Source organism: Microbacterium algeriense (genome assembly GCF_008868005.1).
Classification (GTDB): domain Bacteria; phylum Actinomycetota; class Actinomycetes; order Actinomycetales; family Microbacteriaceae; genus Microbacterium; species Microbacterium algeriense.
The window spans coordinates 616,782-640,248 of the sequence record NZ_WAAO01000002.1 but is presented as its reverse complement, the minus strand read 5'-3'; the positions used below and the strand labels follow the sequence as shown (position 1 = coordinate 640,248).

22 protein-coding genes are annotated in these 23,467 nt (G+C 69.5%); 10 read left to right on the top strand and 12 right to left on the bottom strand.

Features of this window, described 5'->3' with window-relative positions:
• Nucleotides 1–50: 50 nt before the first annotated feature.
• Nucleotides 51–806 carry an MIP/aquaporin family protein gene (locus F6A08_RS10650; protein WP_017204513.1) on the top strand — a complete coding sequence of 252 codons (756 nt, stop codon included), beginning with the start codon at nt 51–53 and terminating at the stop codon, nt 804–806.
• A 39-nt stretch (nt 807–845) separates the two neighbouring features.
• Nucleotides 846–2,360, top strand: a complete 1,515-nt coding sequence (glpK, locus tag F6A08_RS10645) for a glycerol kinase GlpK (RefSeq protein ID WP_017204512.1) — start codon at nt 846–848, stop codon at nt 2,358–2,360.
• Nucleotides 2,361–2,370: 10 nt separating this feature from the next.
• Here glpK and F6A08_RS10640 read toward each other — a convergent pair whose 3' ends face one another.
• Entirely contained in the window at nt 2,371–3,312 is a 942-nt protein-coding gene (locus F6A08_RS10640) for a LysR family transcriptional regulator (RefSeq protein ID WP_124895462.1), read from the bottom strand.
• Between the two features lie 78 nt (nt 3,313–3,390).
• Between F6A08_RS10640 and F6A08_RS10635 the strand changes: the two genes are divergently transcribed.
• Nucleotides 3,391–4,302: an EamA family transporter gene (locus F6A08_RS10635; RefSeq protein WP_151459423.1), complete on the top strand. Its 912-nt coding sequence runs from the start codon at nt 3,391–3,393 to the stop codon at nt 4,300–4,302.
• A 17-nt stretch (nt 4,303–4,319) separates the two neighbouring features.
• Here F6A08_RS10635 and ffh read toward each other — a convergent pair whose 3' ends face one another.
• Both ffh and F6A08_RS10625 read right to left on the bottom strand, forming a co-directional pair.
• Nucleotides 4,320–5,879 carry a signal recognition particle protein gene (gene ffh / locus F6A08_RS10630; protein ID WP_017204509.1) on the bottom strand — a complete coding sequence of 520 codons (1,560 nt, stop codon included), beginning with the start codon at nt 5,877–5,879 and terminating at the stop codon, nt 4,320–4,322.
• Nucleotides 5,880–5,932: 53 nt separating this feature from the next.
• Nucleotides 5,933–6,520 (bottom strand): TetR/AcrR family transcriptional regulator, encoded by a 588-nt coding sequence (locus tag F6A08_RS10625; protein ID WP_151459422.1) that lies wholly within the window; start codon nt 6,518–6,520, stop codon nt 5,933–5,935.
• A gap of 93 nt (nt 6,521–6,613) precedes the next feature.
• Between F6A08_RS10625 and lipB the strand changes: the two genes are divergently transcribed.
• Both lipB and lipA read left to right on the top strand, forming a co-directional pair.
• Entirely contained in the window at nt 6,614–7,267 is a 654-nt protein-coding gene (gene lipB / locus F6A08_RS10620; RefSeq protein WP_026049999.1) for a lipoyl(octanoyl) transferase LipB, read from the top strand.
• A complete protein-coding gene (lipA, locus tag F6A08_RS10615) occupies nt 7,264–8,253 on the top strand; it encodes a lipoyl synthase (RefSeq protein WP_017204506.1) in 990 nt (329 codons plus the stop codon). Before lipB ends, lipA begins: the two co-directional genes overlap by 4 nt.
• A 34-nt stretch (nt 8,254–8,287) precedes the next feature.
• Here lipA and F6A08_RS10610 read toward each other — a convergent pair whose 3' ends face one another.
• The 3 genes from F6A08_RS10610 to smc form a co-directional block, all read right to left on the bottom strand.
• Nucleotides 8,288–8,788 (bottom strand): DUF2004 domain-containing protein, encoded by a 501-nt coding sequence (locus F6A08_RS10610; protein WP_124895457.1) that lies wholly within the window; start codon nt 8,786–8,788, stop codon nt 8,288–8,290.
• Nucleotides 8,789–8,831: 43 nt separating this feature from the next.
• Nucleotides 8,832–9,704, bottom strand: a complete 873-nt coding sequence (ftsY, locus tag F6A08_RS10605) for a signal recognition particle-docking protein FtsY (protein ID WP_017204504.1) — start codon at nt 9,702–9,704, stop codon at nt 8,832–8,834.
• Nucleotides 9,705–9,918: 214 nt separating this feature from the next.
• Entirely contained in the window at nt 9,919–13,464 is a 3,546-nt protein-coding gene (gene smc, locus F6A08_RS10600) for a chromosome segregation protein SMC (RefSeq protein WP_151459421.1), read from the bottom strand.
• A 523-nt stretch (nt 13,465–13,987) separates the two neighbouring features.
• Between smc and F6A08_RS10595 the strand changes: the two genes are divergently transcribed.
• The 4 genes from F6A08_RS10595 (at nt 13,988) to F6A08_RS10580 (ending at nt 17,576) form a co-directional block, all read left to right on the top strand.
• Nucleotides 13,988–14,272: a hypothetical protein gene (locus tag F6A08_RS10595; protein ID WP_124895455.1), complete on the top strand. Its 285-nt coding sequence runs from the start codon at nt 13,988–13,990 to the stop codon at nt 14,270–14,272.
• 108 nt (nt 14,273–14,380) lie between these two features.
• Nucleotides 14,381–15,460, top strand: a complete 1,080-nt coding sequence (locus F6A08_RS10590) for a GNAT family N-acetyltransferase (RefSeq protein WP_124895454.1) — start codon at nt 14,381–14,383, stop codon at nt 15,458–15,460.
• Between the two features lie 101 nt (nt 15,461–15,561).
• Nucleotides 15,562–16,257, top strand: coding sequence for an ABC transporter ATP-binding protein (locus F6A08_RS10585; protein ID WP_017204497.1), 696 nt, complete (start codon nt 15,562–15,564; stop codon nt 16,255–16,257).
• Nucleotides 16,254–17,576 carry an FtsX-like permease family protein gene (locus F6A08_RS10580; protein ID WP_151459420.1) on the top strand — a complete coding sequence of 441 codons (1,323 nt, stop codon included), beginning with the start codon at nt 16,254–16,256 and terminating at the stop codon, nt 17,574–17,576. Before F6A08_RS10585 ends, F6A08_RS10580 begins: the two co-directional genes overlap by 4 nt.
• Before the next feature lie 34 nt (nt 17,577–17,610).
• Here the strand turns inward: F6A08_RS10580 and F6A08_RS10575 are convergent, their stop codons facing one another.
• On the bottom strand, nt 17,611–18,342 hold the full coding sequence (locus F6A08_RS10575) for an SDR family NAD(P)-dependent oxidoreductase (RefSeq protein ID WP_151459419.1): 732 nt from the start codon (nt 18,340–18,342) through the stop codon (nt 17,611–17,613).
• A 29-nt stretch (nt 18,343–18,371) separates the two neighbouring features.
• Nucleotides 18,372–19,358 (bottom strand): aldo/keto reductase, encoded by a 987-nt coding sequence (locus F6A08_RS10570; RefSeq protein ID WP_151459418.1) that lies wholly within the window; start codon nt 19,356–19,358, stop codon nt 18,372–18,374.
• A 187-nt stretch (nt 19,359–19,545) separates the two neighbouring features.
• Between F6A08_RS10570 and bsh the strand changes: the two genes are divergently transcribed.
• Nucleotides 19,546–20,520: a choloylglycine hydrolase gene (gene bsh / locus F6A08_RS10565; protein WP_151459417.1), complete on the top strand. Its 975-nt coding sequence runs from the start codon at nt 19,546–19,548 to the stop codon at nt 20,518–20,520.
• 59 nt (nt 20,521–20,579) lie between these two features.
• Here the strand turns inward: bsh and F6A08_RS10560 are convergent, their stop codons facing one another.
• From F6A08_RS10560 to rnc, 4 genes are all read right to left on the bottom strand, one after another.
• On the bottom strand, nt 20,580–21,203 hold the full coding sequence (locus tag F6A08_RS10560) for a trimeric intracellular cation channel family protein (RefSeq protein ID WP_017204492.1): 624 nt from the start codon (nt 21,201–21,203) through the stop codon (nt 20,580–20,582).
• Nucleotides 21,204–21,269: 66 nt separating this feature from the next.
• Nucleotides 21,270–21,788: a DUF1269 domain-containing protein gene (locus tag F6A08_RS10555; protein WP_151459416.1), complete on the bottom strand. Its 519-nt coding sequence runs from the start codon at nt 21,786–21,788 to the stop codon at nt 21,270–21,272.
• A gap of 110 nt (nt 21,789–21,898) precedes the next feature.
• Nucleotides 21,899–22,774 carry a bifunctional DNA-formamidopyrimidine glycosylase/DNA-(apurinic or apyrimidinic site) lyase gene (gene mutM / locus F6A08_RS10550; protein WP_151459415.1) on the bottom strand — a complete coding sequence of 292 codons (876 nt, stop codon included), beginning with the start codon at nt 22,772–22,774 and terminating at the stop codon, nt 21,899–21,901.
• Entirely contained in the window at nt 22,767–23,459 is a 693-nt protein-coding gene (gene rnc / locus F6A08_RS10545) for a ribonuclease III (protein WP_026049998.1), read from the bottom strand. The genes mutM and rnc overlap by 8 nt, the downstream gene beginning before the upstream one ends.
• Nucleotides 23,460–23,467 lie beyond the last annotated feature (8 nt).

The window sequence follows — 23,467 nt, the reverse complement described above, 5'->3', positions numbered from 1 at the left end:
AACGTGTCAGGGCAGAGGGGCCCTGACACACAAGAAAGGTCAATGAAGACATGACTGACGTCAATCTCGGTCTTTACTTCCTCTCCGAGCTCGTCGGCACAGCGATGCTGGTGCTGCTCGGATGCGGTGTCGTCGCGAACGTCGCCCTGGCGAAGAACAAGGGCTTCGGCGGCGGCTTCCTGATGGTCAACTGGGGATGGGGCCTCGCGGTCTTCGCCGGTGTGCTCGTCTCGGCGTACTCGGGCGCGATCCTGAACCCCGCCGTCGGCATCGGCCTCCTCGTCGCCGGCAAGATCAGCTTCGCGATGTTCCTCACCGCGACGGCCGCAGAGCTCGTCGGCGCGATCCTCGGTGCGATCGTGGTGTGGCTCGCGTACAAGCAGCACTTCGATGAGGAGCCGGAGGCCGCCAACAAGCTCGGCGTCTTCTCGACCGGTCCCGCCATCCGCTCCTACGGGTGGAACCTCGTCACCGAGATCATCGGCACCTTCGTGCTCGTGTTCGTCATCTTCGCGTTCGCCGACTACGGCGACATCGAGGTCGGCGTCCCCGGAGGCCTCGGCCCGCTCACGGCGCTTCCCGTCGCCCTGCTCGTCGTCGCCATCGGCGCCTCGCTCGGTGGCCCGACCGGCTACGCCATCAACCCGGCCCGTGACCTCGGTCCGCGTATCGCGCACGCCATCCTGCCCATCAAGGGCAAGGGCGCCAGCGACTGGTCGTACTCGTGGGTCCCGGTCGTCGGACCGCTCATCGGTGGTGTGATCGCCGCCCTCGCCGCACCCGCGCTCCTCGGCCTCGCCGGCTGACGCGCGACCCACCCGCACTGAATTCAAAGGAGAGCACAAGTGGCTGACTACATCATCGCGATCGACCAGGGAACGACGTCGAGCCGCGCGATCATCTTCGACAAGAAGGGCAGCATCGTCGCGACCGGACAGAAGGAGCACGAGCAGATCCTTCCCAAGGCCGGCTGGGTGGAGCACGACGCGGCCGAGATCTGGCGCAACGTCCAGGAGGTCATCGGCCTCGCCCTCGGACGCGCCGACCTCACCCGGCACGACATCGCCGCCGTCGGGATCACGAACCAGCGCGAGACCGCCGTCGTCTGGGACAGGAAGACCGGCAAGCCGGTCTACAACGCCATCGTGTGGCAGGACACGCGCACGCAGGCGATCGTCGATCGTCTGGCAGCGGACGGCGGCGTGGAGCGGTTCAAGCCCATCGTCGGACTTCCCCTGGCGACCTACTTCTCCGGCACCAAGATCGCCTGGATCCTGGAGAACGTCGACGGAGCCCGCGAGAAGGCCGAGGCCGGGGATCTCATCTTCGGCACGACCGACAGCTGGGTCCTGTGGAACCTCACCGGCGGCGTCGACGGCGGTGTGCACGTCACCGACGTGACCAACGCCTCGCGCACGATGTTCATGGACCTCGAGACGCTCGAGTGGCGCGACGACATCCTCGAGGCGTTCGGTGTGCCGCGCTCGATGATGCCGGAGATCCGCTCCTCCTCCGAGGTGTACGGCACGGCCGAGAGCTCTTCGCTGCTGCGCGAGACCCCGATCGCCGGCATCCTCGGCGACCAGCAGGCCGCGACGTTCGGTCAGGCCGCCTTCCAGAAGGGCGAGAGCAAGAACACCTACGGCACCGGCTGCTTCCTCATCTTCAACACGGGCGAAGAGGTCGTCCACTCGAAGAACGGGCTGCTGACGACCGTCGGATACAAGCTGGGCGACCAGCCGACCCACTACGCGCTGGAGGGATCGATCGCCGTCACCGGATCGCTGATCCAGTGGCTTCGCGATCAGCTCGGCATCATCTCCTCGGCACCCGAGGTCGAGAAGCTGGCAGAGCAGGTCGAGGACAACGGCGGCGTGTACATCGTCCCGGCGTTCTCCGGCCTCTTCGCGCCGTACTGGCGTTCGGACGCCCGCGGCGCGATCGTCGGCCTCACCCGCTACGCGAACAAGAACCACATCGCGCGCGCCGCCTTGGAAGCCGTGGCCTTCCAGACCCGCGACGTGCTGGATGCGGTCAACGCCGATGCGGGTGTGGACCTCACGGAGCTCAAGGTCGACGGCGGAATGGTGGCCAACGACGCGCTGATGCAGTTCCAGGCGGATGTGCTCGGCGTCCCGGTCGTGCGGCCGGTCGTCGCGGAGACCACCGCTCTCGGCGCGGCATATGCGGCAGGCCTCGCGGTCGGGTTCTGGAACGGGCTCGACGACCTGTCCGCGAACTGGCAGGAGGACAAGCGCTGGGAGCCGTCCATGGACGACGCCGAGCGCGACCGCCAGCTGCGGCTGTGGCGCAAGGCCGTCACGAAGTCGATGGACTGGGTCGACGACGACGTGAAGTGATTTGACGCGGTCACGAGACGGGCTCGGGGAACTCCCCCGGGCCCGTCTCTCGTCCACCGTCGGATGCGGTCTGACGGGGCCGGGCCGCCGCCACGATCCGGAGGAATGCCCGCGCCGCGCTGCGGGGTGCCACAGCGTCCCAGGCCACGTGCTCCACGCGCACGGGACCGTCACGCACCTCCGCGGTGGCGACGGCGTGTCCTGCGGCGCTGACCACACCGGGCGCGAGGAGCGTGACGGCGAGCCCCGCGGCGACCAAGCCGAGCAGCCCCGCCGCGGTGTCGGACTCGAAGGCCACGTCACGGCTCACCCCCGCCGCAGCGAAAGCGGCATCGCTCTGTGCACGCCCGGACGTCCCTGCGGGGAAGTCGGCGAAGACGGCGTCCGCGAGGTCGTGCACAACCACGGTGGGAGTGCCGGCGAGCGCATGATCGGGTGGCAGCACGGCGACCAGCCGCTCGCGGCTCAGCGGGCGCGAGGCGACTCCCTGGGGCACCAGCCCGTCCCTGAGTCCGAGCAGCGCCACATCGAGGTCACCGTCTCGGACCGCTGTCACGAGCGCATCGCTGTTGCCCTCGCGCAACTCCACCCTCGCCTCGGGATGCGCTGCCCGATACGACAGCAGCAGACGCGGCACGTCGAGCACCGTGACGGTGGGGATGACTCCCAGCCGCAGCGTGCCCACGACCTCGCCACCCGCGGCGGCGGCATCCTCGCGCGCCTGATCCGCCGCTCGCACGGCCACACGCGCCGACCGGAGGAAGGCTTCCCCGGCCTCGGTCAGCCGGACGCTGCGGCTCGTGCGGGCGAAGAGCCGTACGCCGAGCTCCCGTTCGAGGGCTCCGACCCGATGACTGAGCGCAGACTGCGTGACATGGCAGCGAGCGGCGCCGCGCGTGAAGGAGGCGGCGTCGGCGACCGCGACCACGTACCGGAGCTGCTGCAGATCCATGTAGCTATGATTGCTCGTCATCGATGTCGTGACAACCATGCGTTGGACTCATGTGCAACCGAAGCGCACGCTGGGAGCATGAACCGCATCGGCCTGACCCTGACCACCGCGCTCGCCCCGATGGCGTGGGGCACGACCTACCTCGTGACGAGCGAGCTGCTTCCGGCCGGGCACCCGCTGCTCGCAGGCCTGCTCCGGTCCCTTCCGGCGGGGCTCCTCGCGCTCCTCTTCGCACGGCGGCTGCCGCACGGATCCTGGTGGGCCAAAGCGTTCGTCCTCGGCGGCCTGAACATCGGCGCGTTCTTCCCGCTGCTGTTCCTCGCCGCCGAGCGTCTCCCCGGTGGCGTCGCCGCCGCGGTCGCCGGAGCGCAGCCGCTCATCGTGCTCGTCCTCGGTGCCCTGGTGCTGGGTGAGCGCATCCGCCCGCTCACCGCCGCGGCCGCAGTCGTCGGCGCCGGCGGCGTCGCTCTCGTCGTGCTCGGACCCGCGGCCGCGCTCGACCTCTGGGGCGTGCTGGCTGCGCTCGGTGGAGTCACCGCCACCGGCATCGGCATGATCCTCACCAAGCGCTGGGGGCGGCCGGCGGGCGTCGGGCCCGTGGCCTACGCGGGATGGCAGCTCAGCGCAGGCGGTCTGCTCCTGCTCCCGCTCACTCTCGCCGTGGAAGGGCTTCCGCCCGTCATCGACGCGGAGGCCGCCCTCGGCTACCTCTGGCTCGCGACCGCCGGTGGCCTCGTCGCCTACACGCTCTGGTTCCGCGGGATCCAGCGGCTGCCGGTGGTCGCCCCCGGGCTGCTGGCGCTGCTCTCCCCCGTCGTCGCCACGGTGCTCGGGGTGCTCGTCGCCGGAGAGCGCTTCTCCGCCCTCCAGGCGGCGGGCATCGCCCTCACCCTGGTCGCGCTCCTCGGCGGTCAGCTCGCCTCGTGGCCGCGCCGGAACTCAGCCGCCGCCCTGATCGAGCCGTCGGCGGCTCCGGTGCCCGCCCGCTGATCGCCGGCGCGAGCGGGTCAGCTCTTGCCGAAGAGCTTCTGGATCTCGGCGAGGTCCGCCTCGCTCGGGGGCTGCGCAGCGCCGCCGCCGAGCCCGAAACCGGACCCCGTCGGCGTGGTGGACGCCGCGATGCCGGCGTTCTCGGCCGCGCGCTTGGCCGGGTTCCCGGAACGCGAACGACCGGAGGACTTGCCCTTCTTGCCGCGCTTCGACGAGGCACCGGGGCGTCCCATCCCCGGAACGGGTCCCATTCCCGGGATGTTCGGCGTCCCGCCGCGAGCGACGGTCTTCATCATCTTCGCCGCCTGCTCGAACCGCTGCACGAGCTGATTCACATCGGTGACGGTCATGCCGGAACCGCGCGCGATGCGCAGTCGGCGCGAGCCGTTGAGAACCTTCGGGTTCCGGCGCTCGCCCGGGGTCATCGAGCGGATGATGGCCTCGGTGCGGTCGATCTCGCGCTCGTCGAAGTCCTCGAGCTGCTGCTTCATCTGCCCCATGCCGGGGAGCATCCCCAGCATCTTCTTCATCGAGCCCATCTTCTTCATCTGCTGAAGCTGCTCGAGGAAGTCCTCGAGGGTGAAGGCCTCGTTCGCGAGCTTCTCCGCGACCTTCATCGCCTCTTCCTCATCGAAGGCCTGCTGGGCCTGCTCGATGAGGGTCAGGATGTCACCGAGGTCGAGGATGCGGCTCGCCATGCGGTCGGGGTGGAACGGCTCGAGGTCCTCGAGGCGCTCGCCCGTCGAGGCGAAGATGATCGGGCGACCGGTCACGGATGCCACGGACAGCGCCGCACCACCACGGGCGTCTCCGTCGAGCTTGGAGAGCACGACTCCGGTGAAGTCGACGCCCTCCTGGAACGCCTTCGCCGTGTTCACGGCGTCCTGTCCGATCATCGCGTCGATGACGAACAGCACTTCGTCGGGGTCGACCGCCTTGCGGATGTCTGCGGCCTGCTTCATCAGCTCGGCGTCGACGCCGAGGCGGCCGGCGGTGTCGATGATGACGACGTCGTGCTGCTGGCGGCGCGCGTACTCGACGCCGTCGCGGGAGACCTTGACCGGGTCGCCGACGCCGTTGCCCGGTTCGGGGGCGTACACCGAGGCGCCCGCCTGCTCGGCGACGACCTGCAGCTGGTTGACGGCGTTCGGACGCTGGAGGTCGGCGGCGACGAGCAGGGGCGTGTGCCCCTCGCCCTCGAGCTGCTTCGCGAGCTTGCCCGCGAAGGTCGTCTTCCCCGAGCCCTGCAGGCCGGCCAGCATGATCACGGTCGGCGCGGTCTTGGCGAACTGCAGGCGGCGCTGCTCCCCGCCGAGGATCTGCACGAGCTCCTCGTTGACGATCTGGACGACCTGCTGGGCCGGGTTGAGGGCCTTGTTCACCTCGTCCCCGAGCGCCCGCTCGCGCACCTTCGCCGTGAACTCCTTCACGACGACGAGGGCGACGTCGGCGTCGAGCAGCGCGCGTCGGATCTCGCGCACGGTGCCGTCGACGTCGGCCGCGGTGAGCTTTCCCTTCGTGCGAAGGTTGCGGAAGGTCTCGGTGAGCCGATCGGAGAGCGTGCCAAAGGTAGCCATGGTGCTGTCGATTCTACGCGAGCGGAGCCTCCATGCTCAGCCCGGTGCGGAGCTCATCGCGTCCAGGGCAGTTCGTGGATCGAGGACAACGCCTCCTGAAGCACCGCCTCTGGCGTCCCGCGCCCTGCGCCCTGCTCCGCCCAGACCCGCAGCGACGACAGCACGGCCGCAGCGAACGCCGCGCCGAGGACGTCGGCTCGGAGCACGTCGATACCGGACAGACGTGCGGCCTCCGCCACGGCAGCCGCGAGTCGCGCGAGCCGCAGTCCCGTGTCGCGCACCAGTTCGTCCTGCAGCCGCATCACCGCGGCGTTGCGCAGAGCCAGGGCGAGAGGATCCGGCGCGAAATCGCGCACGATGCCGAGCAGGATGCCGCGCACCTGCTCCCCCGACGCCCCTCTGCCCAACGTGGTGAGCGAGCGGACCGCGTCCTCGATCCGCTCGTCCACTCCCGACCAGAGCACATCGCTCTTGGACGCGAAGTAGTTGAAGAAGCTCGATCTGCTCACGCCGGCGCGCTGGGTGATGTCGGCGACGGACGTCGCATCGTAGCCGCGCTCGAGGAAGAGCTCGCACGCTGCTTCGGCGAGCGTCTCGCGGGAGGAGGCCCTGGGGCGTCCTGCTCGGCCGGTCGAGGTCATCCCCCCACGGTACCGGTCCGGCGCGTCGGCGCACCCCGCTCTGCGAAGGCGTATTGTTAGACGCGATCCAACTACCACCGACCCCGACTGGACATGATGGACATCCTCACTCCCGGATTCGCCGCCGACGCCGTCCCCTACATCGAAGGGTGGGAGCTCCAGCGACGCGTCCACGCCGACGTCGTCGCCGGCACACGTCCCGACACGCTCATCCTGCTCGAGCACGAAGCGGTCTACACCGCCGGCAAACGGACCGAGCCGCACGAGCGCCCTCGCGACGGCACCCCCGTCATCGATGTGGACCGAGGAGGCAAGATCACCTGGCACGGGCCGGGACAGCTCGTCGGATACCCCATCGTGCGGCTGCACGAGCCCATCGACGTGGTCGCCCACGTGCGCCGGATGGAGCGGATCCTCATCGACGTGCTCCGCCCGTTCGGCGTGGACGGCTATCAGGTGGAGGGTCGAAGCGGGGTCTGGGTGCGTAGACCGCTCTCCGAGGACAAGGTCGCCGCGATCGGCGTGCGCGTCCAACAGGGGGTGACGATGCACGGTTTCGCGATCAACTGCGACAACTCGCTCGCCGGGTTCCGGGGCATCATCCCCTGCGGGATCACGGACGCCGGGGTCACGACCGTGAGCGAGGTCAGCGGGATCAGCACGACGCCGCTCGACATCGTCGATGCGGTGCGAACCGCCTTCCTCACCGAATACGCCACCGCAGAGACCGCAGGAGTTCCCGCATGACCGCCGCACCCGAGGGCCGCAAGCTGCTCCGCCTGGAGATCCGCAACGCCGAGACGCCCATCGAGCGCAAGCCGGAGTGGATCAAGACGAAGGCGAAGATGGGACCGGAGTACACGGCGCTGCATTCGCTCGTCAAGAGCGAGGACCTGCACACGGTGTGCCAGGAAGCCGGCTGCCCCAACATCTACGAATGCTGGGAGGACCGAGAGGCGACCTTCCTCATCGGCGGCTCGCAGTGCACGCGGCGGTGCGACTTCTGCCAGATCGACACGGGCAAGCCGGCCGACTACGACACCGACGAGCCGCGCCGCGTCGCCGAGAGCGTCCTGCGCATGAACCTGCGCTACGCGACCGTGACGAGCGTCGCCCGTGACGACCTCCCCGACACCGGAGCCTGGCTCAACGCGGAGACGGTGCGGAAGATCCACGAGCTCAACCCGAACACCGGGGTGGAGCTGCTCGCGAACGAGCACAACGCCGATCCGGCCTTCCTGGGGCAGATCTTCGACGCCCGCCCCGAGGTGTTCGCGCACAACGTCGAGACCGTGCCGCGCATCTTCAAGCGCATCCGCCCTGCCTTCCGCTACGAGCGCTCCCTGAACGTGCTGACGCAGGCGCGCGACGCCGGACTCATCACCAAGTCGAACCTCATCCTGGGGATGGGCGAGGAGCCGGAGGAGGTCGTCCAGGCGCTGCAGGACCTCCACGACGCCGGGTGCGACATCATCACCATCACGCAGTACCTGCGGCCGACGCCGCGGCATCATCCGGTCTCGCGCTGGGTGAAGCCCGCCGAGTTCGTCGAGTTCAAGGAGGAGGCCGAGCGCATCGGCTTCCTCGGGGTCCTCGCCGGTCCGCTGGTCCGCTCCTCGTACCGCGCGGGTCGGCTCTGGGCGCAGTCCATGGCGTCCAAGGGCCGCGAGATCCCCGCGCACCTGGCGCACATCGCCGACAGCGCGGACCTCGGGTTCGCGCAGGCCGTCTGAGGCCTGCCGCCCCTGTTCCGACGGGGGCGGCCGGTCAGTCGGCGCTCATGACGGACTGCACGCTGCCGTCGGAGCCGAGGTTGACGAGCAGGACGTCGTCCGTCGAGCTGTCGTCGAGCGCGTACTCGAGCACCGCGAACGGCTCCGAGCCGCCGTGCTCGTCGGCGAGGATCGTCATGCTCATGAGGCGCAGCGACCGGATGATGTCGACCGCGGCATCGCCGGAGACGTCGACCAGCACGTCCGGCAGATCGTCGCCGTAGATCTCCTGCTGCTGCAGGATGTACTCGGTCACTTCGCTGGTGCGGTCGTCGACCTCGGCGAGCATGCCGCGGCGCGCGGTCGCGTCGACGCTCTCGAGCCCGGAGATGAGGGAGGCGGCGATGTCGAGCGCGTCCACCGACACATCGTCCTGGTCGGGCGCGGTGAGGTCGACCGTCACGTTCTGGTCTCCGAGCTCCACCGTCTCCGACCAGAAGATCGAGCCGTCGGGCCCCGAAGACAGGAGTCCGAAGTAGTCGTGTTCGATCGCCATAACGCTATGAAACCAGCCTCGTGCTCACGGCGGTAGTCCCGTCTCAGCCGACCAACGACTGGACGAACACGTGGGGGGTGAAACCGGTCAGGTCATCGATCCCCTCACCCCGACCGAGCAGCTTCACGGGGATCCCCGTCCGTTCCTGGACGGCCAGCACGAAGCCCGCCTTGGCCGAGCCGTCGAGCTTGGTCAGGACGAGCCCGGTGACGCCCGCGTGCTCCAGGAAGGCCTCCGCCTGCATCACCCCGTTCTGCCCCGTCGTGGCGTCGAGGACCAGCAGCACCTCGCTGATCGGCGCCTGCTTCTCGATGACGCGCCGGACCTTCGAGAGCTCATCCATCAGGCCGCCCTTGGTGTGCAGGCGTCCCGCGGTGTCGATGATCGCGATCTCGATGCCCTCGCGCTTGGCGTACTCGACGGTCTGGAAGGCGACGGAGGCGGGGTCCTGCCCCTCCTGCTGCGGGCGCACGATCGCCGCTCCCCCGCGCTGCGCCCAGGTGGCGAGCTGATCGACTGCTGCGGCACGGAAGGTGTCGGCTGCTCCGACGACCACGCTGCGCTGATAGCCGCGGAGGAACTTCGTGAACTTCCCGATCGTCGTCGTCTTCCCGACGCCGTTGACGCCGACCACGAGCACGACCGCCGGACGCTCGGTGAGCTTCAGCGTCGTGTCGAACTTGGCGAAGTGCTCCTCGAGGGTCTCCCGCAGCATGCGCTGGAGGTCCTTCGGGTCGGTCGTGCGGTACCGGTCGACCTTCGCACGGAGCTCGTCCACGATGCGCTCGCTGATGTCGGGCCCGAAGTCGGCCGTGAGCAGGGCGGTCTCCAGGTCTTCCCACGTCGTCTCGTCGATCGTGGGCTTGACGAACATGCCGCGCAGTGCGCGACCGAGGGACCAGGACTTCTCCGCCATCCCCCCAGCCTACGGGTAGCGCTGCAGGATGGCCGCCGAACACTCCCCACCCCCGTCGCCGCGCGACTCTCCTCTGCACAGCTTCGGAGATCCTGCTCGACACGCCGCGCATCACAGGTCGACACGCCGCAAGCGCCTCCCGAACTCCGAAGTTGTGCTCAGTCGAACGGCGGAGCAGACGCGGGGACGGGAGAGGCGGATGGGGCGGGACGGGTCAGACGACGGCGGCGGCGCGGTCGCCGACGCGCTGGCCGACGACGGCCGAGACACCGTCCTGGCGCATCGAGACGCCGTACAGGGCATCGGCGATCTCCATCGTGCGCTTCTGGTGCGTGATGATGAGCAGCTGCGAGCTCTCCCTGAGCTGCTCGAACACCGTGAGCAGACGTCCCAGGTTCGCGTCGTCGAGCGCCGCCTCCACCTCGTCGAGGATGTAGAACGGGCTCGGCCGAGCCTTGAAGATCGCCACCAGCAGCGCGACCGCCGCGAGCGAACGCTCTCCGCCGGACAGCAGGGAGAGCCGCTCGATCTTCTTGCCGACCGGACGGACCGACACCTCGATGCCCGTCGTCAGCATGTTGTCCGGATCCGTGAGCGAGATGCTCCCGGTCCCACCGGGGAAGAGCAGGGGGAAGACCTGACCGAACGCCTCCTTCGTGTCCTCGAACGCGCTCGCGAAGATGGTCTGCATCCGCTCGTCGAGGTCCGTGATGATCGTGAGGAGGTCCTGGCGGGTCTGCGTCAGATCGGCGAGCTGCTCCGTGAGGAAGGCATGTCTCTGCTCGAGCGCCGCGAACTCCTCCAGTGCCAGCGGGTTCACGCGCCCGAGCTGGGAGAGCTTGCGCTCGGCGTCGGCCAGACGGCGCTGCTGGATACGGCGGTCGAAGGGGATCGCCGTGTCGTCGAGGAGTTCGTCGGGCGCGGGCTCCGCACCCGGATCCCGAGGAACGAGCTGGTCGGGTCCATATTCCGCAATGAGAATATCTTCGTCCAGGGCGAGCTCAGAGGACACGCGCTCGAGAAGGCTGTTCAAGTGCAGCTTCTTCTCGTGGATCTGAAGCTCGAGCCCGTGCACGCTCTCGGTCAGCCCCGCGAGGCGCTCGCGGAGCGAGGTCTCCTGTGCGCGCAGGGCGACGAGCTCCTCGTTCTGCGCCGAGCGCGCCGCCTCCGCTTCCGCGAGGGCGAGCCTCGCCTCGGTCACGGACCTGTCGAGCGAGTCGAGGATGCGCGGAAGCTCGGCTGCCACCCCGGAAGCCGCCTCCCGCTGCGCGCGGCGGATCACGGCACGACGGGCAGCCTCGGCAGCGGCGTCGCGCTCCTGCTCCCGCTGCCGCTCCAGACCCGTGACCCGCGCCTGCGCCGCTCGCACACGTTCGCGCAGCGTCTCGATCTCCAGTCGGGCGCGAACCTCCCCCTCACGGGCGAGTTCGAGCGCCTCCAGCAGACCATCGCGGGCAGAGGCGTCGAGGACCGGCCGCGGTGCGGCGATCGCCTCGTCGAGGGCCGCCTTCGCATTCTGCGCTTTGGACTCGGCATCGGCGACAGCGGCCTGAGCCTGCGCAAGCCCGGCCTCCAACCGCTCGCACTCGGCGACGGCGGACTCGTGGCGAACGGTGACGCGGTTCACCTGCTCGGCGTGCGTGGCGAGGGCAGCGTCGTGTTCGCGCAGCGCACGGAGCGCATCCTTGGCTTGACGTCGGGTGGTCTCGACGGTCTCGTTCGCCTCCTCACGAGCGAGGCGGAGAGAATCGACGACGACCTGGATCTCGGCGAGCCGTTCGGCCGCCGCATCACGCTCTGCCGCGAGCTCCAGACGCGAGCGCTCACCGCCGGAGCCCGTGCGGAGCGTCTGCGCGGTGATCACGTCACCGCCCAGGGTGACGATCGTCGTCGCCGTGTCACCGGCGACATCGAGCGCGGTCCTGGCAGCCCTGGCGGCGTCCCAATCCTCGGCGATCAGCACATGCGACAGCACGCCCAGGATTCCATCCGGAGCTGTCACGGTCTCCACCGCGGGCGTGACCCGGTCGACGGCGGGCAGGTCGGGGTGGGTGCGCTTCGCTTCCGCGACGACGAAGTCGACGACTCCCCTGCGCAGGTCGGTGGACTCGGCTGCCAGGGCGAAAGCGTCCTCGGCGGTATCGACGAGGACACCCTCGGCGAGCGGACCGAGCACCGCGGCGATCGCCGCCTCGTAGCCCGCACGGACCTGGACGGCGTCGCCGACGAGGCCCCGAACTCCCTGACCCCCGGCCTGGACGATCTCGGCAGCCCCGCCGGAGAGCGACAGCGCACTGCTCAGCGCGGCAGCCTTGGCCGTGAGGGAGTCGACCTCGCGCTCCGCGGCGTGCAGCCGTTCGCGCAGCGTCTCGCGCTCCGCCTCGGCCGCGGTCGCCGCCCGCTGCGCGCTCTCGTACGCGGCAGCGTGCTCCGCGGCGGTGCCTTCCGGCGCCTCCGCGTCGTCGATGGCCTCGAGCGCTTCCGCCGCCTCACGCCGACGCACGTTCGCGGCCTCGAGGGCGTTCTCCTGGCGGAGCACGGCTCCCCGCACGGCGGCGAGGGCGGAAGCGGCGGCGTCCGCCGTCCCGCGCAGGGTCGACAGCCGCATGTCGTACTCCGACACCAGTGCGCTCTGCTCGGCGATGTCCACGTCGAGCGTGTCGAGCTCCGCTCGCGCGTGCACGACCTCACGGCTCGCTGCCGCGGCGGCGTCCTGAGCGTCGCCGAGTCCCGCTGAGATCGTGTCGATCTCCTCCTTGGCCTCGTTGATCATGCCCTGGGTCACGGTGACGGCGGACACTGCCGCGTCGTCGTCCTCCGTGCCGAGGAGTGCCAGGCGCTGATTGGCCAGGGTGTACAGACCGCGCATGCGCTCCTGGACCTGCTCGAGCCCGAACGCCACGCTGCGCGCCTGGTCCACCGCGACGGAGTTCTGATCCTGCTCGAGGCGGGCGATTCCGGCACGCACGGTCTCGGCCTGATCCGACAGCACGAGACGCTCGGTGTGACGCTCATGCTCGGTGCGCGTATGGTCGGCCAGCGCCGCGCGCAGAGCGACGACGTCATCGGCGAAGAGACGGGCTTTGGCGTCGCGGACGACCGCGGCGATGGTCTGCGCCTCGCGGGCGATCTCCGCCTGGCGGCCCAGAGGCTTGAGCTGGCGACGGATCTCACCGGCCAGGTCGCTGAGGCGCGTGAGGTTCGCCTCCATGGCGTCGAGCTTGCGGAGGGTCTTCTCCTTGCGGCGACGGTGCTTCAGGATTCCGGCCGCTTCCTCGATGAATCCGCGGCGGTCCTCCGGCGACGCCTGCAGCACGGTGTCCAGACGCCCTTGCCCCACGATCACGTGCATCTCGCGGCCGAGGCCCGAGTCGCTCAGGAGCTCCTGCACGTCGAGGAGCCGGCATCCTTCGCCGTTGATCGCGTACTCGCTGGAACCGTTGCGGAACAGTGTCCGGCTGATCGTGACCTCGGCGTACTCGATCGGCAGAGCGCCGTCGGCGTTGTCGATCGTGAGCTGCACCTCGGCGCGGCCGAGGGGGCCGCGCGTCGACGTGCCCGCGAAGATGACGTCCTCCATCTTGCCGCCGCGAAGGGTCTTGGCACCCTGCTCCCCCATCACCCAGGCGAGCGCGTCCACGACGTTGGACTTGCCGGAGCCGTTCGGGCCGACGATGCAGGTCACGCCGGGCTCGAACACGAAGCTCGTCGGCTGCGCGAACGATTTGAACCCCTTGAGCGTCAGGCTCTTCAGATGCATGCGGGCACCACTCGTCCGGGGAGAATCACGCGGCTACGCTACCGGAATCCCGGGCTTCGGCCGTCATCCCGCGCGGTCGGAGACGAAAGCCGCATCGGGGCGACACGCCGTGCTTAGCACGAAGTTCTTGACGATTCGCTGCGAGTTTCGCTACGGTTGCCTCCGGATCGCCACACGAAAGGAGGTTACCGATGATGATCACTCAGCTCAACGCCCAGGCCACTGGCCTCGCCGCGCCCGCGCACTCTGCGCCGCGCCACGCGTTCTCGGTAACCGCCGGCGACCGCTTCGGCTCGCTCTCGTAGCAGCGCACCGATTCTCCGGCCCGTAGTGGGCCCTCTCCGGTCGGCGCGTCCGCGCCCCACCCTCTGATCTGTCCTCAGATCACGGATCTCCCGCCTCGCTCGGCACCCGCTCTTCTGCGGCCCCGGCGTCGCCTCCGTCCGCACCATCGCCGTCCGCCGAGGCGTCGCGGCGGGGTGCTTCCGCATCCACTCATCGCACCCATCTCGAAGGAACCATCGTGAACTCCACGTTGCACCGCAACACCGCCCACCCGCCCGATATCGAGGACCGCGAGGTCCTCCACATCCCCCGCGACGAGGAACTGCTCCGGCTGGGGATGGCGGATCGCCTCTCTCTCCGGATCGGCATCTGGCTGCTCCAGCGGACCCAGCGTCCGCGCCGCGAGCGCCGTCGGATCCTCACCGATCCGGGAGACGCCTTCCTGCTCGGCGAGCAGCGTCACCGCTCCGCCGCCGAGTCGTACGCACTGATGACGTTCGACATGCAGCGCGGCATGCGCTGACCGAGCGCATGCCGACCTCGACGCGCACCCCGCCCCGGCATCCGTCCGCACACCCGTGGACGGATGCCGGGACGGAACCGCTCCCCGTAGAACCCCGAAGGACCTGACATGACCATCGCCGACCTGACCATCACCCCGCTGATCGTTCCGGCCACGCTCGACGACGACACCGCGGCGGACTTCCGCGCCTACGGCGAACTCAACCGCCGGATCTGCGACGAGCAGGTGGGACTCCCCGACCTGGCCCCCGACGCCGCGCAGCTCCTGCCGAACTGGCAGGACGACGCCGACTCGCTGGATCTCGGCTTCATCGCCCGCGTCGACGGAGAGATCGCCGGAATGGTGACGATCTCCTTCGCGCAGGAGGAGGAAGCGCATGCCGCCGAGATCGACCTTCTCGTCCCCGAGGACCGCTGGGGCCACGGCATCGAGGACGCGCTGCTCTCGCGCGCCGAGACCGAGGCGCGCGACCGCGGGCGCAGCGTGCTGCAGATCTGGTCGCTGCACCGTCCGGAGGAGGCGGAGCGGATGCTCGTGCCGAAGACGGGCTGGGGCCGGGTCCCCGCCACTCGGTTGAGCGACCTGATCGAGAGCCGCGGTTTCACCCTCGAGCAGGTGGAGCGCAACAGCGAAGCCGACCTCCGCTCCGATCCCGCCCCGTTGCGCACGGCGCTGACCGACGCGCTCGCCGTCGCCGGACCCGACTACCGGGTGCTCGAATGGACGATGCCGACGCCGCCCGAGCTGCGGGCAGGCTTCGCCGCCGTCCTCGCGAAGCTGTCGACCGATGCGCCCAGCGGTGACATGGACTTCGTGGCCGAGGTGTGGGACGAGGACCGCGTCGTCCGGCGCGAGGCGAGGCTGACCGGGGCGGGCCAGACCGTGTCCGTCGTCGCCGTCCAGCATGTGCCGACCGGTGACCTCGTGGCGTACAACGAGTTGCTGATCGGCGCCGAGCGGAGAGGGGTCACGCATCAGTTCGGCACCCTGGTCTCGAAGGAGCACCGCGGACACCGCCTGGGGATGATCGTCAAGTGCGCGAACCTCCTCCGGTGGCGCGAGCTGATGCCCGATGCGACCGTGGTCTCGACGTTCAACGCGGAGGAGAATCGACCGATGCTCGACATCAACGAGGCGGTCGGGTTCGTGCCGGTGTCGTACGCCGGCGCCTGGCAGAAGAAGCTCTGATCGCGGCGCGGACCCGATCTCATCCTCCCGGATGACGTCGGGTCCGCATGGTCATCCGGCGGAGCGACGACGCGCGCAGGCCGGGTGACCAGGCTGGAATCATGAACATTCCCGTGATCGAAGCACACGCCCTCATCAAGAACTTCGGCACGACGCGCGCGCTCGCCGGCGTCGACCTCGCCATCCACCGCGGCGAGTCCGTCGCGATCATGGGTGCGTCGGGCTCCGGCAAGACGACACTCCTGCACGTGCTGGCGGGGATCACCGCGCCGGATGCGGGCAGCGCCGTCTTCCGTCCCGCTGAGGGGGCCGCGATCGAGGTCACCGCGCTCGGCGAGTCCGCCCGATCACGGCTGCGACGGGAGCGCTTCGGTTTCGTCTTCCAGCAGGGACTGCTGATCCCGGAGCTGACGGCCGTCGAGAACGTCGCTCTGGCGTCGATGATCAACGGAGTCCGGCGGCAGGACGCGGTGCAGCACGCGGCCTCCTGGCTGGCCGCGCTCGGACTCTCCGGGATGGAGGACCGGCGGATCGGCGAGCTCTCCGGAGGCCAGGCGCAGCGCGTGGCGATCGCCAGGGCGCAGGCGACCGGCGCGGAGGTGGTGTTCGCCGACGAACCGACGGGAGCGCTCGACTCCCGCACATCCGCCGAGGTGATGGACGCCCTGCTGTGGTCCACCACGGGTCAGGGCCGCACGCTCGTCGTCGTGACGCACGACGCCGACGTCGCCGCCCGCTGCACCCGCACGATCGCCGTGCGCGACGGCCGCATCCTCGGATCGGCGGTGAACGCATGAACCGCACGGTTCTCGCGTTGCTGCTGCGTCCCGCACCGGGGCAGAACAGCGTTCTCGTGCTCCCGGTGGTCGCCTTCGGGATCGTGACGACGCTCGTCCTCACCGTCGTGGGCGGCGCCCAGGCGTTCTGGCGGTGGACGGATCCGGAAGCCGCGCTCTACCAGGCGCTGGCGGCCATCGCGCTCGTGCTGCTCGTCGTCCCGTTGATGTCATTGGGCGGCGCCGCGGCGCGCCTGTCGGCCCGACGCCGAGACGAGCGACTGTCCACGCTGCGTCTGCTGGGCGTCTCCCCCGCCGGTGTGACCTTCGCGACGGTCGCCGAGTCCGTCCTCGTCGCCGGCGCCGGGGCGATCGCCGGTGTGCTCGGGCACATCGCACTCAGCCCGCTCATCGGCCTCATCCCGTTCCGGGGCGAGGCACTCGGGGTCGGCGCGGTGCTGCTGCCGCCCTGGGGAATGCTCGCCGTGGTCGGCGGGGTGCTCGTGCTGGCCGCAGCCAGCGCGGTCATCGGGCTCCGCCGCGTGGTGATCTCGCCCCTCGGCGTCCGCACGCGTACCGAGCCATCGAAGGTGCACTGGATCCGAGCCGTCATCGCGGTGGGGGCCATCGCCGTGTCCTTCGCCCTGATCAAGGTCTTCCCGGCTGTGGCCGAGCTGTTCGTCACCATCATCGTCGTCGCGCTGCTGTTCGCCGCGTGTCTCGCGGTCCTCAACCTCATGGGTCCGTGGGTGCTGAAGGTCAGCGCATCGCGCCAGCTGAAGCGCGCCGAGACTCCCGAGCGTCTTCTCGCCTCCCGGATCGTGCTGGACTCGCCGAAGGCCGCGTGGCGTCAGGTGGGCGGCATCGCGATGGCGAGCTTCATGGCCGTCTTCGCCGGCACCGGCGTCGCTCTGCTGGACACTCTCAGCGGGGCTGACCTGTCGGCTGCGGACCTCGCCCTCGCCGACGACATCCGGACAGGCCTGATCATCACCCTGATCGGATCCTTCCTGATGGTGGCGGCATCCGTCGGCGTGAACCAGGCGTCCGATGTCCTCGACCAGCGGGAGCTCCACCGGAGCCTGCATCACCTCGGAGTCCCGCTCGAGACGGTGGACCGCGCGCGTCGACGCGCGATCATGTCTCCGCTGCTGGTCACGGCGATCGGATCGGCTCTCGTCGCGGCCGTTCTCGTGTTCCCCTTGGTCGGGCTCGCCCTGATCACGGCCCCGGTGTCCGTGTTCACGATCGCGCTCGTCGTGGCCGTCGGCATCGGTGTCGTGTGGGCCAGCACCTGGGCGACGCGTCCTCTGCTGCAGGGGGCGTTCCGGACCGCGTGAATCAGAGGCGGCGGGGCCGCCGAGGCCCCGCCGATCACTCGCGGAGGGGAACTCCGGTGTGCTTCGCCAGCGCAGCGATCAGGGCGTCCTGTGTGGCCTCGTCGTGCACGGCAGGGTGCGGATCCCGGATGCGCTGGTGGAACCAATAGGCTCCGGAGACCAGCGCCGCCGGGTCTTCCGAGGTCGCCAGCCACGACTGCGTGACGTGCCCGAGTTCCAGGTCGTCCCTCGCCGACGGGCCACCCATCCGCGTGGGCACCCAACCGGGGTCCACGGCGTTGGAGAGCACATCGGGCCACCGTCGGGCGACCGCTGCCATCAACACGGTCAGGAGCAGCTTGCTGTCCGAGTACGAGGCGGTCCGACGGTTCCCGGTCCAGTCGAGACGCGAGAGCTCGGCCGAACCGCCGCGATGCATGCCGCTGGAGAGGTAGATCGACCGCGCAGCAGGGACCAGCGCGGTGAGGACGTACGGTGCCACGACATTGACGGGCAGCAGCGCCGGGCCGTCCAGCACCCCCGCATTGTGGATGACCGCATCGAACGGTCCGAGGTCCCCCGCGTGCTCCGCGAGGCTGCGCACCTGATCCGGCAGCGCGAGATCTCCGACGACGCTCCGCGCCCCGCGGGCGAGCAGATCATCGAGGTCGGCGAGGCGGTGGTCCGTGCGGGCGTGGACCACGACGTCATGGTCGTCGTCGAGAAGGGCCGCGGCAGTCGCACGACCGATCCCCTGTGTGGAACCGGTGACGAATACGCGTGCCACGGTCTCTCCTCTCCTCGGTCCGCCGGCGATCAGCGGTTCACGTACGACATGTGCTCCGGGTTGTACCGGTCGCCGCGCACGCCGATGCGCTCGACCAGAGCGTCGAGATCGGCTTTCTCGTCCGCGGAGAGGGCGACCGCCGTGGATGCCGCGTTCTCGCGGATCCGCTCGGTGCGCCGTGTTCCGGGGATGGGCACGATCCACGGTCGCTGAGCCAGCAGCCAGGCCAGAGCGATCTGTCCCGGAGCCGCGCCCTTGGCCGCGGCGAGCGTCTTCACCTGAGCGACGAGTGCCTGGTTCGCGTCGAGGTTTCCCGCTTCGAACCGCGGCACGCGGGTGCGGATGTCGCCCTCCGCGAAGGTCGTCGAGGTGTCGACGGTGCCCGTCAGGAACCCCTTCCCGAGCGGGCTGAAGGGGACGAACCCGATCCCGAGGTCGGCGAGCGTCGGCAGCACCTCCGCCTCGGGATCGCGCGTCCAGAGCGAATACTCGCTCTGGAGCGCCGTGACGGGCTGAACGGCGTGTGCGGCCCTGATCGTCGCCGCCGACGCCTCCGACAACCCGAAGTGGCGCACCTTTCCCTCCGCGATGAGCTCGCCGACCGTGCCCGCCACGTCCTCGATCGGCACCCGGGGGTCGACACGGTGCTGGTAGAAGAGATCGATCACATCGGTCCGCAGCCGCCTGAGCGAGGCGTCGGCGACGCGACGGATCTGCTCGGGGCGGCTGTCGACGCCGACCATCTGCCCGTCGCGGATGTCCCACCCGAACTTCGTCGCGATGACGACCTCGTCACGGAGCGGCTCGAGCGCTTCGCCGACGAGCTCCTCGTTGACGTAGGGACCGTAGACCTCCGCGGTGTCGAAGAAGTTCACGCCGTGGTCGGCCGCCGCGCGGAGGACCGCGATCATCGCGTCGCGGTCGCCGGGGTTCGGCCCGTAGCTCTGCGACATGCCCATGGCGCCGAGGCCGACCGCCGAGACCTCGAGTCCCTGTCCGAGTGTTCTGGTGTGCATGTCCCCCACGCTACGACGGGGGGCGTCTCGGAGGGAGGCTCTGCGGGTACACCCTTCGCCAGCCGGTGCAAGCCGTCGCCACGCACGCGCGGAGGCGTGTGGGCCTTTCGGCCATGGTCAAGCGACGGACTCGCACGTATCGTGGGCCCCACACGAGACGGATCAGCTCACATCGGAGGGTGACGACATGTGCACAGGGGCGAACTACACGACTTCGGACCACTACTTCGGGCGCAATCTGGACCTGGAGTTCTCGTACAACGAGGCGGTGACGGTGACGCCGAGGAACTTCCCCTTCCGGTTCCGGCGGGCGGAACCCCTGCCCACGCACCACGCCATCATCGGGATGGCGACGATCTCGGACGGCTATCCCCTGTACTACGACGCGACGAACGAGAAGGGCCTCAGCATGGCCGGTCTCAACTTCCCCGGGAACGCCGATTACAAACCGGAAGCGTCGGACAAGACCAACATCACGCCGTTCGAGTTCATCCCCTGGATCCTCGGACAGTTCGAGACCGTGGACGAGGTCAAGGCCGAGCTGGAGCGGATCAACCTCGTCGACATCTCCTTCAGCGACGCCTTCCCGCTGTCGCCGCTGCACTGGATCATCTCCGATCGGACGACGTCGATCACCGTGGAGAGCGTGGCGGAGGGTCTGAAGGTGTACGACAACCCGATCGGGGTCCTCACCAACAACCCCACCTTCGACATCCAGGCGTTCACCCTCAACAACTTCATGCACCTGTCGACGAACCCACCGCAGAACAACTTCTCCGACGCCCTCGAGTTCGACGTGTACAGCCGCGGCATGGGCGCCATCGGCCTGCCGGGCGACCTGTCGTCGGCGTCGCGGTTCGTGAAAGCGGCCTTCACGAAGATGAACTCCGTCTCCGGGGACTCCGAATCGGAATCCATCAGCCAGTTCTTCCAGATCCTCGGTTCCGTCGCGCAGCAGCGCGGATGTGTGGAAGTCCCCCCCGGCAAGTTCGAGATCACCATCTACTCCTCGTGCTGCAACACCGACAAGGGGATCTACTACTACACCACCTACGAGAACAGCCAGGTGACGGCCGTGGACATGCACAAGGAGGACCTCGACGGGAGCGTGCTGGCCGACTACCCCCTCATCAAGGGGCAGCAGATCCACTGGCAGAACTGACCGGGCCAGGGCAGCTCCCCGGCGATGCCGGAGTGCCGGCGTCACCATCTCGCGAAGGACTACGCCCTCCGGTCGTCACGCCGCCGGGCGACCGCCCGTGGAACCCGCCATCCGAACCGGAGCGACACGAGTCGTAGGGTGAAAACGAGCGTACCGACGGCTACCACGACCGCGGGGCTGTACCAGCCCGTCAGCCAGGCGACGGTGATCGACGCCGCGCCGAGCATGGCCGGAACGGCGTAGATGTCGTCCGGATCGAACAGCTGCGGATCCCTGTTCGCGACGACATCGCGGAGCAGGCCGCCTCCGACGCCGGTCGCGACCCCGAGCAGAGCCGCAGCGACCGGATTCATGCCCAGCTGGAGCGCCTTCACCGCCCCCGTCGTGCAGAACAGACCAAGACCTGCGGCATCGAAGACGAGCAGGGTGTGGGGCATCCGTTCGACGGCCGGGTCGAGGAAGAAGACGAGCGCCGCCGCGGCGACGGGAGCCGCCAGGTGGATCGGCTGCGAGAACGCGGTCGGCGTGACGCCCAGGATCAGGTCACGGACGACCCCGCCGCCCAACCCCGTCAGCGCACCCAGGAGGACGGACCCCACGATGTCGAATCCCCGGCGCGCCGCCAACAGGGACCCCGAGATGGCGAAGAAGAACGTGCCGAGGAAGTCCAGCACGACATCCATGAGACCCCCGCGAGTCGGCGATCCGACCGCCCGGCACCGCTGTTCGGTCGATGCCGAGGGCCGCTGTCAGGAGGCGAGAGCGTCGACGATCTTGTCGTCGCCCGTGTTCACGGCCTTCACCACCGCGTCGTAGTCGCCCTTCTCGATCGCCTTGGCCACCTTCTTCGTCGCCTTCCTGACGGCCTTGTCCACCTTGTCGAGGTAGCGATCGTCCACGACGGCGACGATCGCCGAAGAACCTGCCGGAAGCCACGCCTCTGCGTCCACTCCGATGTTCTTCTCCTCATGGCGTTTCACGAGCGCCCCGGCCCCGGCGCCGATCGCCGCACCCACCACCCCTGTCAGCAGAAGCGGGGGTGCGAAGAGGCCGACCACCAGCCCGGCGACGGCGCCGATCGCCGTTCCCTCCTCGATCAGGCGGCCGCCGTGCTCCTTCACTTCGACCTCTCCCTGTTCGTCACGGGAGAGGACGACGCCTGCGGTCACCTTCACATCGTCGAGCTGGTGGATCGCCGCGAACTCCTCTCGGGCCGTCGTGACGTCGTCGTAAGCGGCGACGAGGAGCGAATAGTTGCGTGCAGTCATGGTGATGCCTCTCGTTCTACGAGCTGCAAGTCTTCGCCGAGTGTCGCCTCGGCGACAGTGCCGATGGTCCCGGCGCGTGCGCGGTGACCGCCTCCGCAGGGACGGCGCGCCTAGTCCGCGGCCGGCTTCACCCGCTGGCAACGCGGGCAGAAGAAGCTGGAGCGGTTCATGAACGGCTCCCTCCGGATCGGACCGCCGCACCGCTCGCACGGCTGCCCCGCGCGGCCGTAGGCATGCAGGTGACGCGCGAAGTAACCGGCCTGTCCGTTGACGTTCACGTACTGCGCATCGAAGCTCGTGCCGCCCTCGGCGAGAGCCCTCGTGAGCACGAGCCGCACCTCGGCGAGCAGCCGATGGACCGCGCGGGTCGACAACGCATCCGCGGAGGTCTCCGGGTGGATGCGTGCGGCCCACAGGGACTCGTCGGCGTAGATGTTGCCGATTCCGCTGATGAGGCTCTGGTCCAGGAGAACGCGCTTGATCGCGCTGCGCCGTCGCGACAGCGCCGCGCGGAACGCCCGATCATCGAAGGCGGCATCCAGCGGGTCCCTGGCGATGTGACGCACCTGCGTCGGAACACGCGAAGGACCGTCGGCGACGAGCGCGTCGACCGCCAGCGAGCCGAACGTCCGCTGGTCGGCGAAGACGATGGCGAGCTCTCCGTGCACGGGATGCTCGATCCCGATGCGGACGCGCTCGTGCCGCTCGGCCGTCGCATCGGGCGCACGCAGCAGCATCTGCCCGCTCATCCCGAGGTGGGCGATCAGCGCGGAGTCCCCGTCGTCGAGCGGGAGCCAGAGGAACTTGCCGCGCCGGGACGTCGCCGTGAAGGACCGGCCCTCGAGTCGCGCGACGAAGTCGGACGCGCCAGGGACGTGTCGCGTCAGCGCACGTTCGTCGAACACGCTGACCCCGGTGATCACGGCGCCGACGGCGGCCGGTTCCAGGCCGGCCCGGACGACCTCGACCTCGGGAAGCTCAGGCACGGTCGCTGAGAGTGCGCCAGGCGCTGAGGGCCGCCGCCATCTCCGCCGTCTTCTTGCTGCTTCCGGTGCCCGTCATGCGCACGTCGCCGACCGCGACGGTCGCGGTGAACCGACGATCGTGGTCGGGCCCGCTGGCCTCGACGGAGTACTGCGGAGGGGTCGCCCCCACGCGAGCGGCGAGCTCCTGGAGGCTGGTCTTGGGATCCATCGCGGCGCCATAGCGCTCCGGGTCGGCCAACAGCGGCTTCGTCAGGCGGAGCACCAGCTCGGTCGCCGCCTCCGGACCGGCCGACAGGTACGTCGCCCCGATCACGGCCTCCATGGTGTCGGCCAGGATCGAATCCTTGTCGCGTCCGCCGGTCTGCTCTTCGCCGCGGCCGAGCAGAAGATGCTCGCCGAGACCGATCCCCCGGGCGACCTCCGCCAGAGCGACGGTGGAGACGACGCTCGCGCGCCGCTTCGCCAGCTCGCCCTCGTCGAGGTCGGGGTGGGTGGTGAACAGCATGACCGTCACCGCCTGCCCGAGCACCGAGTCGCCGAGGAACTCCAGGCGTTCGTTGTGCGGGATGCCGCCGTGCTCGTAGGCGTAGGAGCGGTGGGTCAGCGCCAACTCCAGAAGCTCCGCGTCGATATCGACGCGGAGCTTAGCTGGGAGAGGCCTCGTCCCCCCGGGGACCTCCGTCACGATTCGCG